The 14,158-nt window shown below is 65.4% G+C and carries 16 protein-coding genes; 8 read left to right on the top strand and 8 right to left on the bottom strand.

All coding sequences use genetic code 11. The features are described from left to right. The first annotated feature begins 74 nt into the window (after window positions 1-74). Window positions 75-1,025, top strand: coding sequence for a LysR family transcriptional regulator (locus C5L14_RS13340; protein ID WP_105862508.1), 951 nt, complete (start codon window positions 75-77; stop codon window positions 1,023-1,025). A 9-nt stretch (window positions 1,026-1,034) separates the two neighbouring features. On the opposite strand, the gene C5L14_RS13335 is transcribed toward C5L14_RS13340, so the two are convergent. Continuing rightward, window positions 1,035-1,556 carry a TetR/AcrR family transcriptional regulator gene (locus C5L14_RS13335; protein WP_181161158.1) on the bottom strand — a complete coding sequence of 174 codons (522 nt, stop codon included), beginning with the start codon at window positions 1,554-1,556 and terminating at the stop codon, window positions 1,035-1,037. Window positions 1,557-1,842: 286 nt separating this feature from the next. Here C5L14_RS13335 and C5L14_RS13330 point away from each other — a divergent pair, with 286 nt between their 5' ends. From C5L14_RS13330 to C5L14_RS13320, 3 genes are all read left to right on the top strand, one after another. Beyond that, window positions 1,843-2,961 (top strand): efflux RND transporter periplasmic adaptor subunit, encoded by a 1,119-nt coding sequence (locus C5L14_RS13330; RefSeq protein ID WP_181161157.1) that lies wholly within the window; start codon window positions 1,843-1,845, stop codon window positions 2,959-2,961. A gap of 143 nt (window positions 2,962-3,104) precedes the next feature. Then, entirely contained in the window at window positions 3,105-4,163 is a 1,059-nt protein-coding gene (locus tag C5L14_RS13325) for an efflux RND transporter periplasmic adaptor subunit (RefSeq protein ID WP_181161156.1), read from the top strand. After that, window positions 4,160-7,213 carry an efflux RND transporter permease subunit gene (locus C5L14_RS13320; RefSeq protein WP_105862504.1) on the top strand — a complete coding sequence of 1,018 codons (3,054 nt, stop codon included), beginning with the start codon at window positions 4,160-4,162 and terminating at the stop codon, window positions 7,211-7,213. Before C5L14_RS13325 ends, C5L14_RS13320 begins: the two co-directional genes overlap by 4 nt. On the opposite strand, the gene C5L14_RS13315 is transcribed toward C5L14_RS13320, so the two are convergent. Next, window positions 7,182-7,736 carry a GNAT family N-acetyltransferase gene (locus C5L14_RS13315; protein ID WP_105862503.1) on the bottom strand — a complete coding sequence of 185 codons (555 nt, stop codon included), beginning with the start codon at window positions 7,734-7,736 and terminating at the stop codon, window positions 7,182-7,184. The two genes, C5L14_RS13320 and C5L14_RS13315, sit on opposite strands and share 32 nt — an antisense overlap. Before the next feature lie 232 nt (window positions 7,737-7,968). Beyond that, window positions 7,969-8,406 (bottom strand): Lrp/AsnC family transcriptional regulator, encoded by a 438-nt coding sequence (locus tag C5L14_RS13310; RefSeq protein WP_105862502.1) that lies wholly within the window; start codon window positions 8,404-8,406, stop codon window positions 7,969-7,971. A 125-nt stretch (window positions 8,407-8,531) separates the two neighbouring features. On the opposite strand from C5L14_RS13310, the gene rocF reads away from it, so the two are divergent. Then, entirely contained in the window at window positions 8,532-9,467 is a 936-nt protein-coding gene (gene rocF, locus C5L14_RS13305; RefSeq protein ID WP_105862501.1) for an arginase, read from the top strand. A gap of 40 nt (window positions 9,468-9,507) precedes the next feature. Here rocF and C5L14_RS13300 read toward each other — a convergent pair whose 3' ends face one another. The 4 genes from C5L14_RS13300 to C5L14_RS13285 all read right to left on the bottom strand — a co-directional run bounded on the left by C5L14_RS13300 (window position 9,508) and on the right by C5L14_RS13285 (window position 11,129). Further along, window positions 9,508-9,720, bottom strand: a complete 213-nt coding sequence (locus tag C5L14_RS13300; protein WP_105862500.1) for a hypothetical protein — start codon at window positions 9,718-9,720, stop codon at window positions 9,508-9,510. A gap of 53 nt (window positions 9,721-9,773) precedes the next feature. Next, the gene (locus tag C5L14_RS13295; protein ID WP_105862499.1) at window positions 9,774-10,205 is read right to left on the bottom strand and encodes an SRPBCC family protein; all 432 of its coding nucleotides are present in this window, start codon (window positions 10,203-10,205) and stop codon (window positions 9,774-9,776) included. Continuing rightward, on the bottom strand, window positions 10,202-10,528 hold the full coding sequence (locus C5L14_RS13290) for an ArsR/SmtB family transcription factor (protein ID WP_105862614.1): 327 nt from the start codon (window positions 10,526-10,528) through the stop codon (window positions 10,202-10,204). The genes C5L14_RS13295 and C5L14_RS13290 overlap by 4 nt, the downstream gene beginning before the upstream one ends. 235 nt (window positions 10,529-10,763) lie before the next feature. Continuing rightward, window positions 10,764-11,129: a Rap1a/Tai family immunity protein gene (locus tag C5L14_RS13285; protein WP_105862498.1), complete on the bottom strand. Its 366-nt coding sequence runs from the start codon at window positions 11,127-11,129 to the stop codon at window positions 10,764-10,766. Between the two features lie 204 nt (window positions 11,130-11,333). On the opposite strand from C5L14_RS13285, the gene msrB reads away from it, so the two are divergent. Together msrB and C5L14_RS13275 are read left to right on the top strand one after the other, a co-directional pair. Continuing rightward, window positions 11,334-11,810, top strand: a complete 477-nt coding sequence (gene msrB, locus C5L14_RS13280) for a peptide-methionine (R)-S-oxide reductase MsrB (RefSeq protein ID WP_105862497.1) — start codon at window positions 11,334-11,336, stop codon at window positions 11,808-11,810. Between the two features lie 106 nt (window positions 11,811-11,916). After that, a complete protein-coding gene (locus tag C5L14_RS13275) occupies window positions 11,917-12,426 on the top strand; it encodes a hypothetical protein (RefSeq protein WP_105862496.1) in 510 nt (169 codons plus the stop codon). On the opposite strand, the gene C5L14_RS13270 is transcribed toward C5L14_RS13275, so the two are convergent. Next, window positions 12,398-12,865, bottom strand: coding sequence for a winged helix-turn-helix transcriptional regulator (locus C5L14_RS13270; RefSeq protein ID WP_245443376.1), 468 nt, complete (start codon window positions 12,863-12,865; stop codon window positions 12,398-12,400). The genes C5L14_RS13275 and C5L14_RS13270 overlap by 29 nt on opposite strands. Window positions 12,866-12,984: 119 nt before the next feature. Here C5L14_RS13270 and C5L14_RS13265 point away from each other — a divergent pair, with 119 nt between their 5' ends. Beyond that, on the top strand, window positions 12,985-14,028 hold the full coding sequence (locus C5L14_RS13265) for an LLM class flavin-dependent oxidoreductase (RefSeq protein ID WP_105862494.1): 1,044 nt from the start codon (window positions 12,985-12,987) through the stop codon (window positions 14,026-14,028). Window positions 14,029-14,158 lie beyond the last annotated feature (130 nt).

Below are 14,158 nucleotides of genomic sequence, written 5' to 3'. Positions count from 1 at the left end.
CCGCTCTAGCTAGGGCCTGTCCACTTGCCCGACAATCGTCCATAATCCGGACAGGTTGTTCGGAGATGCGAACAGTGAAAGTCGACCTCAACGATCTCCATGCCTTCATGGCCGTTGCACGAGCCGGAGGGTTTCGTGACGGCGCCCGTTTGACCGGAGCCAGTGCGTCAGGCCTGAGCGAGGCGGTGAGCCGTCTGGAGGCGCGGCTCGGCGTCCGGCTGCTGAACCGCACGACTCGCAGCGTCGCGGCCACGGAAGCAGGCGAGCGCCTGCTCGAACGGCTCGGCCCGGCCATGAACGAGGTGGAAGCCGCGCTCGACGTCGTCAACGGCTTTCGAGCCAGGCCGGCGGGGACGCTCAGGCTGAATGTGCCCGTCAGCGCGGCCCGGCTGGTACTGCCGGCGATCGTGCCCGATTTTCTCGCTGCCTTTCCCGATATCCGCCTGGAGGTGATTGCCGAGGACAGCTTCGTCGACGTGCTGGCGGCCGGCTGTGATGCCGGCATTCGCTACGATGAACGGCTGGAACAGGACATGATCGCCGTGCCCATCGGGCCGCGGACGCAACGCTTTGCCGCCGCCGCGGCGCCCGCCTATCTCGATCGGCGGGGGCGGCCCGAGCACCCGCGCGATTTGCTTCATCATGCCTGCCTGCGCGGCCGATTTTCATCCGGAGCGATGACCGCGTGGGAATTCGAGCGCGATGGCGAGATCGTGAATGTCGATACGACGGGGCCGTTGCTGGTGAGCGTCGGCGCGGCAACGGACCTCGCCGTCGACGCGGCAATCGCCGGCACCGGCATTATCTATCTGTTCGAGGACTGGCTGCGCCCCTATTTCCTGAGCGGGGCCCTCGAACCCGTGCTCGAACCCTGGTGGCAACGCTTCTCCGGTCCCTTCCTGTATTATCCCGGGCGGCGTCTGGTCCCGGCGCCGCTGCGGGCGTTCATCGATTTCGTCAAGACCTCCCGCCCCTCTCCGACGAGCACCGAGGACAGTCATCCCCGCCCCGGTAAGGGAGGGTAAGCGACGGCATCAGGCCTTTGCGGCGAAGCCGTCCAGCTTCTCAAACAAGGTTTCCAATTGCGGGATGCTCGGCTGGAAGGACTTCATGCCCAGGCTGATGAGAATGCCGTAGGAGGCGAACAGCACCAGGGTCGAATCGATGCTGCCGGCCTTGTCGTCCTTACCTGCTCTCTCGACCAGTGTGCTGAACATGGTGGCCAGCACGCCGGCTGCTTCGGGAATCTCAGTGGCCGCCACCAGAAAGGCCGGCGATACGCCGCCTTCCTCAAGGGCGATGCGGCGGGCGAGCTGAGCCAGGGCCGAGGCGAAATTCACGGTCGCATCCGCGGTTTCGTCGATTTCCATCATCAGCGTTTCCATGTCCTGGCGCATGGCGGCGACGATCAGCGCCGTCTTGGTCGGAAAATGATGCAATACGCCGCCCTTGCTCACGCCCGCCTCCGCCGCCACCAGATCGATGGTGAGATTGTGGACGCCGACCCTCTCGATCACCGCCACCGTCGCAGTCAGGATCTGTCCGATAGTTTCCATGCTGCGCCGCTGCAACTTGCGCGCGCGCAGGGTCTGGGGTGGGGGAGCAGACTGGGGCATTGTTGCTGAAATGACCTCTATTGAATAAAAACCGTCTGGACGGTTTTGTTTTTAATTGATATGGGAACGGCCGACAAGTGAAATGATCGTTCCGGACCGGACGTCCCGGCAGGGACCATGGCCTCTGGATACCGCCGAGCGGGTGAGGACGATGCCACAAGCACCAGATCTCAGGACTTCCCTTCGAAACGGCTCCGTCGAACGGCATTGGCATGAATCAGCGAGGATGACGATGATCCCAAACCTCGGCAATCCCGCGCGGCCGTGCCGCTTCGTAGGGCTGCAGCGCGCCGTCCTGCTTGCAAGCCTGATCGTGGCGATCTCGCCCGGCGCCGCCTGGAGCGGGGGCGCGCCTGCGCGTGTCGGCGTCGTGACCGCGCGGGTTGCCGACTACCGGCCGAGCGTCAGCCTGACGGGCGACGTGGAGGCCCAGGTCCAGAGCGACATATCCTTCCGCGTGAGCGGGCGCATCGTCGAAAGGCTGGTGGATATCGGCGATCACATCACGCCGGACCAGATACTGGCGCGCGTCGACGGGCAGGAGCAGCGCATCGCCCTCGACACCGCCAACGCCACCCTCGCTTCGGCACAGGCGCAGCTCCAGCAGAGTCAGGCTGCCTATCAGCGCCAGAAGACGCTGATCACCTCAAATGCTACCTCGCAAAGTTCCCTCGATGCCGCGCAGGAGAATCTCAGCGTCGCCGAGGCTTCGGTGGCGGCCGCGACGGCACAGGTCGAACAGGCCAAGGAGCAGCTCGGCTATGCGGATCTGCGCGCAGGTGTCGCCGGTACGGTGACGGCGCGCAACGTCGAGGCGGGACAGGTCGTGCAGGCTGGCCAGACAGTGGTCAGCATTGCCCAGGACGGCGCGCGCGATGCGGTCTTCGACGTCTATGAAGCGCTGATCGACAAGCCGCCGGGCTCGCCGGAGATCGCCATCGCGCTGGTGTCGGATCCCGCCGTGAAGACGACCGGCCATGTCAGGGAGATCTCGCCCATCGTCGATGCCCGCAAGGGCACGATCCGGGTGAAGATCGGGCTCAAGGAGACGCCGCCGGGTATGTCGCTGGGCACGGCCGTGCGCGGGGAGGCCAGCCTCGCCGCCCAGAAGCGTTTCGTGCTGCCATCCTCCGCGCTGTTCGAATGGCAGGGCAAGCCTGCCGTCTGGACCGTCGCGGCCGATACCCGGGCCGTTCAGCCCCGTCCGGTCACGCTCGATCGTTACACCACGCATGACGTCGTGCTCTCGGCCGGGCTCGAGGATGGCGAAACCGTCGTCGTGCGCGGCGGTCAATTGCTGCGGCCGGGCCAGATCGTCGAAACCGTCGAGGAGCAGGCGCGATGAGCTTTTCTCGTCCTACCCGCATCGCCCCGAGCAGAATTGGCCTGCTCCACCCAGGAGCGGATGAAACGGGCCAGCTCCGCAGATGTTTGAAATCCTGCAGATCTTTGCTGGCCGAGCCTGCGGTCCGATCAGCAATGATCTGCGTGGCGGCGCTGCTCGCGCTGGTGGCGGCCGGCGGCGCCTCGGCGCAGGACCGGAGTGCCCGGCCGGTGCTGACCCTGACCGTCCACAGCACAGATACTGCGAGCTTCGGCCCCTTCGTCGGTAGCGTCGACGCCCGCTATCAGACCAATCTCGGCTTCCAGGTCGGCGGGCGCATCATCGCGCGCGAAGTGAATGTCGGAGACAGGGTCAAACAGGGGGACAGGCTGGCGGCCGTCGATGCCACCCTGCTGCGCCTTGCCGTGCAGTCGGCGGAGGCGGATCTTGCCAATGCCAAGGCGCAGCTCGCCAACGCCGTGCTGACCGAAAACCGCAGCCGCGCTCTGGTGGTCACCGAGACGGCCTCGCGGGCCCAGGTCGATACGGCCGTGGCGGCGCGCGAGACGGCTGCCGCCAAGGTATCCCAGGCGGAGGCCTCGCTGCGGCAGGCCCGCAACGTGCTCGGCTATGCCGAGCTCGTGGCGCCCTATGACGGTGTGATCACCGCCGTGAATTCCGATGTCGGCAAGGTGGTGTCGGCCGGCGACATCATCGTCACTCTGGCCCGGCCCGACGTGCGCGAGGCCGTGGTCGACGTGCCGGATTATCTGGCCGACGAACTCAAGGCCTATCCTCGCTTCGACGTCATGCTGGCCGGTGAGCCCAGCATCCGCACGACGGCCACGCTGCGCCTGCTCGCGCCCGCCTCGGATGCGGTGACGCGCACGCGCCGGGCCCGCCTGGCCTTGCAGGATCCGCCCGATGGCTTCCGGCTTGGTTCGACCATTTCGGTGTCGGCCACGCGAAAGGTCGCTCCCTATATCGCCGTTCCCGTCTCGGCCTTGGCCGGGCCGAGCGACAAGCCGTCCGTCTGGGTGGTCGATGTGGCAAAGGCCGTGGTCGCGGCCCGCCCGGTGACCCTGGTCTCCACCAAGGCGGGCTATGCCGTGGTCGACGGCCTCAAGGACGGGGATATCGTCGTGGAAGCTGGGGTCGGCAGCCTGCAGCCCGGCCAGGCCGTCGATCTTCAGCGCAGCCAGACTCTCGAGGAACAGAAATGAGCGGCTTCAACCTGTCGGACTGGGCGCTCAAGCACCGCTCCTTCATCTGGTATCTGATGATCGCCTCGGTGATCGCCGGTGCGCTCTCCTATGTGCGGCTCGGCCGCGAGGAAGATCCGTCCTTCGACATCAAGACCATGGTCGTTCAGGTGAACTGGCCGGGCGCGACTCTGGACGAGACCCTCAACCAGGTCACCGATCGTGTCGATAAGGAGCTCCAGCAGATCGGGGCGCTCGACTATACGCGCAGCTATACGAGGCCCGGCACGGCCACCATCATGGTCAACCTCAAGGACACGACCAATGGCCGGGCGCTGAGCGATGCCTTCTACCAGGTGCGCAAGCATGTGAACGACATCTGGTACACGCTGCCGAGTGGCGTGCAGGGGCCCTTCTTCAATGACGAGTTCGGCGACGTCTACGGCAATGTCTATGCCTTCACCGCCGACGGCATCGATTTCCGCCAGTTGCGCGACTATGTCGAGGAAGTGCGCAACCGCGTGCTCGCGGTGCCCAATGCCGGCAAGACCCAGATCCTCGGTGCCCAGGACGAGGTGATCTATCTCGACTTCGACACGGCGCGCCTGGCCAGCCTCGGGCTCGACCGCCAGGCGGTAATCGCCTCGCTGCAGGCGCAGAACTCCGTCTCGGCCGCCGGCGTGATCCAGGCCGGGCGGGACCGCGTCAGCGTGCGCGTCGGCGGTGGCTTCAGGTCGGAACAGGACCTCAGGGCCATCAATCTGCGCGTCAATGACCGCTTTTTCCGCCTCTCCGACGTCGCCACCATCACGCGCGGCTATGTCGATCCGCCGACTTCGCTCTTCCGCTTTGACGGTAAGCCCGCCATCGGCCTGGCGGTCGCCATGGCGCCGAATGGCAACGTTCTCCAGTTCGGCGAGGATCTGAAGGAGGCCATGACCGAGGTCACCGGCACCTTGCCGATCGGCGTCGGCGTGCATCTGGTCTCCGACCAGCCGGCGGTGGTCGAGGAGGCGATCTCCGGCTTCACCCGCGCCCTGATGGAGGCGGTGATCATCGTGATGGCGGTCAGCTTCGTCAGCCTCGGCCTGCGCGCCGGGTTGGTGGTGGCGATCTCCATCCCGTTGGTGCTGGCCATCGTCTTCCTGGTGATGGAATATAGCGGCATCTCCCTGCAGCGCATTTCGCTGGGCGCCCTGATCATCGCCCTCGGCCTTCTGGTCGACGACGCCATGATCACGGTGGAGATGATGATCAGCCGGCTGGAAGCCGGCGACAGCCTGGGCAAGGCAGCGACCTTCGCCTATACCTCGACGGCCTTCCCGATGCTGACGGGCACGCTGGTGACGGTGGCCGGCTTCATCCCGATCGGCCTCAATTCGAGCTCGGCGGGCCAATATACCTTCACCCTGTTCGTGGTGATCGCGGTGGCGCTGCTGGTGTCCTGGATCGTCGCGGTGCTGTTCGCGCCCCTGCTGGGTGTGACCGTGCTGCCGAGCAGCATGAAGAAGCACGAGGAAAAGCCGAGCCGGTTCGCCGCCGCCTTCAAGAGCACCCTGCTCGCCGCCATGCGCTGGCGCTGGGTGACCATCGCCATCTGCCTCGGCCTGCTCGGCGCCTCGGTTGTGGCCATGGGCCATGTCCAGCAGCAGTTCTTCCCTTCATCCGACCGGCCCGAATTGCTGGTCGACATGACGCTGCCGCAGAACAGCGCCATCGGCGAGACCAAGGCGCAGATGGACCGTTTCGAACAGGCATTCGTGGGGGATGACGACGTGGTGCGCTGGAGCTCCTATGTCGGGGAGGGGGCCGTGCGCTTCTATCTGCCGCTCGACCAGCAGCTCTCCAATCCCTTCTTCGGCCAAGCCGTGGTGGTCACCAAGGATATCGAGGCCCGCAACCGGGTGCAGAAGAAGCTGGAGGCCCTGGCGCGCGACAAGTTCGTCGGCATCGATGTGCTCGTCCATCCGCTCGAACTCGGTCCGCCAGTCGGCCGCCCCGTGCAATATCGCGTCAGCGGCGCCGATCTCCAGAAGGTGCGCGAGCAGGCGATCAAGCTTGCCGGCATCATCGCTGCCGACCCCAATCTCGGCACGATTACCTTCGACTGGAACGAACCGGCGCGCGTGCTCAGGGTCGAAGTCGACCAGAACAAGGCGCGTCTGCTCGGTGTTACCTCGCAGGACATCGCCTCCATCCTCGACGGCACGCTGGCGGGAACCGCCTTCACCCAGGTGCGGGACAACATCTATCTGGTCAACGTGGTCGGCCGCGCCACCGCGGATCAGCGCAACTCCGTGGAGACGCTGGAGAACCTGCAGATCCCGCTTTCCGGCGGCACCGTGGTGCCGCTGCGCGCGGTGGCGAGTATCGGCTACGGCATGGAGCAGCCCATCGTCTGGCGCCGCTCCCGCCTGCCCACCATCACCGTGCGGGCCGCTCTGGTGGGCGATGTCCAGCCGGCGACGGTGGTCGACCGGCTGGCGCCGAAGGTCGCCGAGTTCAAGGCAGGCCTCCCGGACCACTACAAGCTCGAAGTGGGCGGGGCGGTGGAGGAATCCGCCAAGGGCCAGGGGCCGATCATCGCCATCGTGCCGATCATGCTCCTGACCATGGTAACCATCCTGATGGTGCAGCTCCAGAGCTTCCAGAAGCTGTTCCTGGTGATCAGCGTGGCGCCGCTCGGCCTGATTGGCGTGGTGCTCGGCCTCCTACCCTTCAACCAGCCCATGGGCTTCGTCGCCATCCTCGGCATTCTCTCGCTGATCGGCATCATCATCCGCAACTCGGTGATCCTGGTGAAGCAGATCGAAGATCACGAGGAGGCGGGCATGGATCGCTGGACGGCCGTGGTGGACGCGACCGTCCATCGCATGCGTCCGATCCTGCTGACGGCGGCAGCCGCCAGCCTGGGCATGATCCCGATCGCCCGCGAGGTATTCTGGGGCCCGATGGCCTATGCGATGATCGGCGGCATCCTGGTGGCGACCGTGCTGACGCTGCTGTTTCTGCCGGCGCTCTATGTGGCCTGGTACCGGATCAAGGAGCCGAAGACACCGGCTGCCGCCTGACGAGCGCCTCCAGATCGTCCCAGGCATAGAGGAGGTTGTGCGAGCGCCAGAGCGGGCCCGGATCCGTGTAGGATCCGGCCTGCCTGCCGCCCTGCGCCTCGTAGAAGGCAATCGCCGGTTCGTTGCCGGCGACGACCCCGATGGCCGCGCTCCGGCGTCCCTGCTCGATCAGCCGTGTCGCCATGGCTTCGAGCAGGGCCCTGCCGACACCTCGGCGCTTGTGCAGGGGGTCGACATAGAGGTGTTTAATCTCGCTGCGTCCGTCGAAAACCGCCTGCGTGGGGGCTCCGGCCGCGGCAAAGCCCACCAGCCCGGCGCCGGCCTCGGCCAGCAGCACGATCTGGTCGGCGGCAGGGGAGGAGAGCCGCTTGTGCCAGCTTGCGAAGCGATGCTCCTCGTCGAGTACGACGAAGGCCTTGGAGGGCGCGAGGGCATGATAGGCGTGGCGCCACACCGCGACGTGCAGGTCGGCTATCGCCTTGGCGTCGTCGAGACGGGCAGACCGGATGTTGACTGCACTCATTCCATCGCTCCCAAAGCTGGCGGTTATCCGTTCACCAAACACTTTTTTCGAAAAACGTTCAGGGGCATGAAACGCGGCTTGGGCGCCGACGTTCCAAGACAATATGCTGCGACGGCGACGCCGTCACTACGGCCGCCTCTCGAGATCTTAGCACGCCGTTGAGCTGGCGTTCGGGACCGCATCCATTTCCATTCAATTTCAGGCTTCGTACAGAAATCCTGAAAAAGGGGTCCTAGAGTCTCGCCTGCGTGCTGCGCGGCGTCGCCAGCAAAAGATGGGTCTCCGAGGCAGTGACGCCCTGGATCAGGCGGATGCGGCGCAGGACGGCATCGAGATCGCTGAGATTCAGCGTGGCGAATTCCACCACGATGTCCCAGCGGCCATTGGTGGTGTGCACCGCGCTGACCTCTGGAAAGCCGCCGAGGACGTCGATGACCCGGTCGGCCGCCCGTCCTTCCACTTCGATCATCACGATGCCGCGTACCGGCATGGCGATCGCGTCGGCCTTGAGGATCACCGTATAGCCGATGATGTCGCCCTCTGCTTCCATGCGCTCGATGCGGGCCCGCACGGTGGCGCGTGACAGGCCGAGTTCGCCGGCGAGGTCGGAAATGCTGCGCCTGCCATTGTGGCGCAGCAAGGTGAGGAGCTGGCGGTCGATGTCGTCCATGCACTTGCCGGAATGATCATGAATTTATGCCAGTTTGATAAGGTATATTGAGCCTTCTGCCAAATTGCATCGTTCATATCGCCAACTCCGGCAGATAGACTGCGGTCGGATTTCAAGAGGCTCGCATGACTTCGAAACATTGTATCTTGCTGGGTGCCCCGCTGCAGGAAGGCACGGGACGGCTCGGCTGTGACATGGGCCCGAGCGCCTTCCGGGCCGCGGGCCTGGCCGGCGCCCTGCAGGAACTCGGCCACAGTGTCGAGGACCGTGGCAATCTGGCGCCCGCGCCCCGGCGTCAGCTTCACCATGCCAATTCTGCCATCAAGAACCTGCCCGAGGTGGCGGCGTGGACCGAGGCTCTCTCCGACGCGGCCTATCGTCTCGGCGCCGAAGGCATGCCCATCGTCATCGGCGGCGATCACGCCATGGCGGCCGGCACTTTGGCGGGCTTCAGTCGCCGCGCGGCCGAGATGGGCCGGCCCTTCTTCGTGCTCTGGCTCGACGCCCACCCGGATTTCCACACGCTGGACAGTACGCAGAGCGGCAATCTCCATGGCTGCCCTGTCGCCTATGCCACCGGCCAGCCCGGTTTCGAGGGCTATTTTCCGCCGCTGGCCGCGCCCGTGAGGCCCGACCATATCTGCATGATGGGCATCCGCAGCGTCGATCCGGCCGAGCGGACGGCATTAGCTGCGGCAGGGGTCACCGTGCATGACATGCGCGCCATCGACGAGCACGGCGTCGGCCCGCTGCTGCAGGCTTTCCTGCGCCGCGTGGCGGAGGCGAACGGCGTGCTGCATGTCAGCCTGGACGTCGATTTTCTCGATCCCGGCATTGCGCCGGGCGTCGGCACCACTGTGCCTGGCGGCGCGACCTTCCGCGAGGCGCATTTGATCATGGAGATGCTGCATGACAGTGGCCTCGTCGCCAGCGTCGATCTGGTCGAGCTCAATCCCTTCCTCGACGAACGCGGCCGCACCGCCCTGCTCATGGTCGATCTCGTCGCCAGCCTGATGGGGAAGCGCGTGATGGACCGGCCGACGCGCGCGGGCACGGCCTAGCCGGCGGGCCGAGACGCCACGTCATTGGCTGCGCAGGCCGTCAGTCCTGGATGCGCATTGCCCTCCGGGCATAGGGTAGCACGAACATGTAGAGGCCGCTGAACAGCAGCAGGAATAGCGGCAGCAGGGGCGCGTAGACCACCAAGGCCGGCGGTTCGCCGACGGCCATGGCGACGAAATTGGCGATCACGGTCACCGTGAAGGCGATGGAGAGCCAGCGGTGGGTCTGCCGGATCAGGGCGCTGAAGTTCAAGGAAGCCTCCTTTGTCGTCGCATCGATGTCCCCGACGGGGCAGGGGATGGAGCCTATTCCGGCTCCGCCAGGACCTGCTCCAGATTGGCGAGGAATTGCTGCCAGCCGGCCTTGGCGCCGCCATAGGCCTGGCGCTGGGACGGCCGGAAACCCGCCTGCTCCATGCGCAGATGCGTGCCGGCGCCGGTGGGCGTGAGCGTGAAGGTCACCACGCTTTTCAAATCGTAGGCGGCGTCCTCATGGCTGAAGTTCCAGCTATAGGACAAGGTCCGGTGAGGCTCGACGGTGAGGACCTCGCAATCGAGCACGCCGCCCCATTCGCCGCGCAGATTGAAACGGTGACCGACAACCGGCTCGAAGTCGTTCTTCATCAACCATGCTTCGATGAGATGCGGCTGGGTGAGGGCGCGCCAGAGCTTTTCGGGTGGATGTGGAATTTCACGCTCGACGATGACGGTACGGGTTTCGCTCTCGCTGTTGGTCATTGGTCCATCCTGTTCAGCAAATCTTCGAGATCGTCGAAGCGAGCTTCCCAGAATTGCGTCATTCGGCTCGCCCAATCGATCAGAGGGCCGAGGGCGCCGAGCTGTGCGCAATAATGGGTCTGCCGGCCCTCGTGGCGGTCGCGAACCAGCCCGGCTTGTTTCAGCATCGCCAGATGCTTCGAGACGGCCGGTTGGGAGACGCCCGCATGGGTCGTGAGCGCCCCCACGGTCTGCTCTCCCTTGCGGCACAAGCGCTCGAAGATCGCCCGCCGGGTCGGATCGGCAAGCGTCCTGAACAGGAGGTCGGGTGAGTGGGGCGTCACAATCAATAGCTCCTCGATTATGGATTTAACGCATAGCCCGATAGTTATGAATTCGTCAAGTCCGCAGCAAAAGGTGCAACCGCCGTCAGTCTGCGACGCGGCTCGAACGCGACGGCCCGGGGTGTTTTCTGCAGAACCAAAACGGCTCTTCGCGAGGCAGATGCGTCAAAAAAGGTGCTGGAAGGCGGATCATTGCGAATACCGCCCGTGGCGTGTCATCCCCGCGTCGCCAGCTTCAGGAGCAGGGCCACTTCTCCCGCAGGGCCGTGGTGGCAAGGACCACGAAGGGTTCCCTGAGCCGGTCGGGATGGGCATCGAGGAAGGCGGATATGACGGTGGCGGTCTCGGCGACCGAGACGTCGACCGGCTTGCAGATACGAGTATCCGATGTCAGCAGCCGTCCCATCGAAGCGAGATCCTCGATCTCGATCGCGCAATGGAGGGATGGAAGTACGAGTTCGCTCGGCGTCGGCCCGGTATTGGCCGCCAGGCTGCGGCAGGCCGCGCGATAATAGTCGCCGCTGTTCGGCACGGTCTCGGCCGCCGCGGGTATGCAAAAGCCGGTCAAGCACAGGGCCGAAAGTAGGAATTTTCTCACCATGGGAAATCCTCCATATGCCAGCTTGTTCCGGTAAACTGGCATCTCCCGGGCTGCATGGTCAAATCCGAGCCTGGAAGGCCCGCTGCCTTGGTGGCCGTAAGCTGGTGGTCGCGCCGGCAACGGTGCCCGAACCGGTAACAAGCCCTGCCCGGTTGTCGTAGGATCAAGCAGGAGCCGAACCAGCATGCCGCGAGGAGACCTTTCATGCCGACACGCCGCGATGTCCTTGGCCTGGCGCTGCTGGGAGGCGCGAGCTTCGCCTTAGCGCAAAAGGCGACGGCAGGCCCTGCTCGCCTCGTCCTCAGCGACGCGGAATGGCGCCGGCGGCTGTCGCCGGACCGGTTCGCCATCCTTCGGGAAGCAGGCACAGAGCCCCCCTTTGCCAGCCCGTTGCTGCATGAGGGGCGATCGGGACGTTTCGCCTGCGCGGGCTGCGGCAACGCCCTGTTTTCGTCCCGGACCAAATATGACAGCGGCACCGGGTGGCCGAGCTTCTGGGCTCCGCTCGGCCGGTCGGTGCGCACCAGCCGGGACGACAGCCTCGGCATGATCAGGACCGCGGTTGCCTGTGCCCGATGCGAGGGGCATCTCGGCCATGTCTTCGACGATGGCCCGAAGCCGACAGGGCTGCGCTACTGCATCAACGGGCTGGCCTTGGCTTTCGCGCCGGGCGCGGCCTGACGGATCGCCTTTACAACCAGGCCGCAATTTGTTCGTGAATTGTTCTTGTTTCTGGTGCGGTCCTTGCTATGATCGCGCATTCCTTCCTCCTGGAGAGATTGCGCAAATGCCCCCCTTCAGCCGCGCCGGTCTGGCCCTGATCGCACTGATGGCCCTGCAGACGAGCCCAGCCCTGGCCGAGACAACGGCCTGCAAGCCGTTCAAATGGTCGCTGACCCGCGAACAGGGCTGGTTCCAGGCCTCGCCGCCGACGCTGGCTTCGGGCGGGGCGCTGGCCAAGGCCGACGGGGCCGCCGACCTGCAGCTCAGCCCGGTGACGGATCTGAAATTTCCCGTCACGACCGGCCGCAAGCCGGCGGCCGGCACCTTTGGTGCGTTGCTGACCCTGCCGCCGGTCGAGAAGGCCGGCCTCTATCAGGTCACGCTCTCGGAAGAGGGCTGGATCGATGTCGTGCAGGCCGGGGCAGCGGTGAAATATTCGGCGGCGACCGGCCAGAAGGCCTGCGCCGGCTTGCGCAAGAGCGTGCGCTTCAACCTGGCGCCGGGGCCGGTTTCGCTGCAGATCAGCGGCGTGAAAGCGCAGAGCGTCAAGCTCGCCGTGGCGCCGGCCGAGTAGCTCCCGGCACCTGCCGCTCATCCCGCATGGTTGCCCGCTGGATAGGGCAGGTCCGGTCGAACGCCGCGCGAGCCTCCACAATGGCGGTGCGGTGAGCGAAGGCCCATTGGCCGAGCGCGCTCACCGGCATGCGCAGCGAATGGCCGAGTTCGGTAAGCTCATAATCGACGCGCGGCGGAATGCTGGGCGTCACGCTGCGGCTGACGAGGCCATCGCGTTCCAGGCCGCGCAGCGTGAGCGTCAGCATGCGCTGCGAGATGCCGTCGATGCGGCGCTTGATCTCGCTGAAACGCCGAGGACCCTGGCTCAGCGCCATCACGATCAGAATGCTCCACTTGTCCCCGATGCGGGACAGGATTTCGGTGACCGGCCGGCAGCTCTCGGTGAGGCTGTCCTTGTCCTCGTCCCCGCCGGTTACACCCATGTCACCTACCGCCATGAATGTGCCTCCTTGTGCCCTCCATGCCTGTACCATATTTAGCCTCGGTTACGTTTTGTAACCAGAAGATTTCAACCTGAAGGAGCCGGGACGCTGCGTTCCGGCAAGGCGCGACAGATATGGAACTCGGCCTGTACACCTTCGCGGAAACCACCGCGGATCCCGCCACCGGCACCGTCATCGGCGCGCAGGAGCGCGTTGCCAATCTGATGGAGGAGGTCGAGCTTGCCGACCAGCTGGGCCTCGATGTCTTCGGCATCGGAGAGCATCACCGTCCCGATTTCGCTGCCTCCACCCCAGCCGTGCTGCTGGCAGCGGCGGCCATGCGCACCAAACGCATCCGCCTCACCAGCGCCGTCACCGTGCTGAGCTCGGACGACCCGGTACGCGTGTTCCAGGAATTCTCCACCGTGGACCTGTTGTCGGGCGGGCGGGCCGAGATCCTGGCCGGGCGGGGCTCGTTCATCGAGTCCTTCCCGCTGTTCGGCTACGACCTCAAGGACTATGACAGCCTGTTCGCCGAGAAGCTGGACCTGCTCTTGAAGATCCGCGAGCAGACCACGCTGAGCTGGCAGGGCCAGCATCGCGCACCGCTCGACCGCCAGAGCATCTATCCGCGTCCGGTCCAGCAGCCCCTGCCGGTCTGGGTCGGCGTGGGCGGCAATCCACAATCGGTGATCCGCGCCGGCACGCTCGGCCTGCCGATGGCGCTCGCCATCATCGGCGGGGAGCCGGCGCGCTTCAAGCCGCTGGTCGATCTTTATCGCGAGGCGGCGCGGCGGGCCGGGCATGATCGGGCCAGGCTGCCGGTCAGCATCAATTCGCATGGCTATATCGGGGAGGACGGCGACAGGGCGGCGGACGAGATCTTTCCCTATTATGCCGACGTCATGGGGCGCATCGGCCGCGAGCGCGGCTGGCCGCCGCTGAGCCGGGCGCAGTTCGAGGCCTCGCGCGCGCCGCGCGGCTCGGATTTCGTCGGCGATCCCCAACAGGTGATCGACAAGATCCTGGCCGAGCACGAATTGTTCCGGCACCAGCGCTTCCTGATCAAGTTCTCGATGGGCAGCATTCCCCACGCCAAGATGATGAAATCGATCGAGCTCTTCGGCACTGTGGTGGCCCCTGCCGTCCGCAAGGCCCTGGCTCCCGTGCCGGCATAGGACTGCTCCACAATACTTTTGATTGAAAAAATACAAAAGTATTGCTTTGCTGGGGCCTGGGCCTAAGCTGGACCTGCGCCGGAGCGAGCGCGTTCAAGTGTGAGTGCTTGTCTGCTCTGGTTCTTTGGTT

The organism is Labrys okinawensis (genome assembly GCF_002982075.1).
Classification (GTDB): domain Bacteria; phylum Pseudomonadota; class Alphaproteobacteria; order Rhizobiales; family Labraceae; genus Labrys; species Labrys okinawensis_A.
Note: the sequence above shows the minus strand (reverse complement) of the source record. Positions and strands in the feature narration are given on the sequence as shown.

Bases quoted from the DNA above. Each gene is read 5' to 3' on its own strand.
- C5L14_RS13335 (WP_181161158.1), bottom strand. From the start codon at position 1,556: ATGGAAACTATCGGACAGATCCTGACTGCGACGGTGGCGGTGATCGAG.
- rocF (WP_105862501.1), top strand. From the start codon at position 8,532: ATGACTTCGAAACATTGTATCTTGCTGGGTGCCCCGCTGCAGGAAGGC.
- C5L14_RS13310 (WP_105862502.1), bottom strand. From the start codon at position 8,406: ATGGACGACATCGACCGCCAGCTCCTCACCTTGCTGCGCCACAATGGC.
- C5L14_RS13320 (WP_105862504.1), top strand. From the start codon at position 4,160: ATGAGCGGCTTCAACCTGTCGGACTGGGCGCTCAAGCACCGCTCCTTC.
- C5L14_RS13315 (WP_105862503.1), bottom strand. From the start codon at position 7,736: ATGAGTGCAGTCAACATCCGGTCTGCCCGTCTCGACGACGCCAAGGCG.
- msrB (WP_105862497.1), top strand. From the start codon at position 11,334: ATGCCGACACGCCGCGATGTCCTTGGCCTGGCGCTGCTGGGAGGCGCG.
- C5L14_RS13265 (WP_105862494.1), top strand. From the start codon at position 12,985: ATGGAACTCGGCCTGTACACCTTCGCGGAAACCACCGCGGATCCCGCC.
- C5L14_RS13275 (WP_105862496.1), top strand. From the start codon at position 11,917: ATGCCCCCCTTCAGCCGCGCCGGTCTGGCCCTGATCGCACTGATGGCC.
- C5L14_RS13270 (WP_245443376.1), bottom strand. From the start codon at position 12,865: ATGGCGGTAGGTGACATGGGTGTAACCGGCGGGGACGAGGACAAGGAC.
- C5L14_RS13285 (WP_105862498.1), bottom strand. From the start codon at position 11,129: ATGGTGAGAAAATTCCTACTTTCGGCCCTGTGCTTGACCGGCTTTTGC.
- C5L14_RS13295 (WP_105862499.1), bottom strand. From the start codon at position 10,205: ATGACCAACAGCGAGAGCGAAACCCGTACCGTCATCGTCGAGCGTGAA.
- C5L14_RS13330 (WP_181161157.1), top strand. From the start codon at position 1,843: ATGACGATGATCCCAAACCTCGGCAATCCCGCGCGGCCGTGCCGCTTC.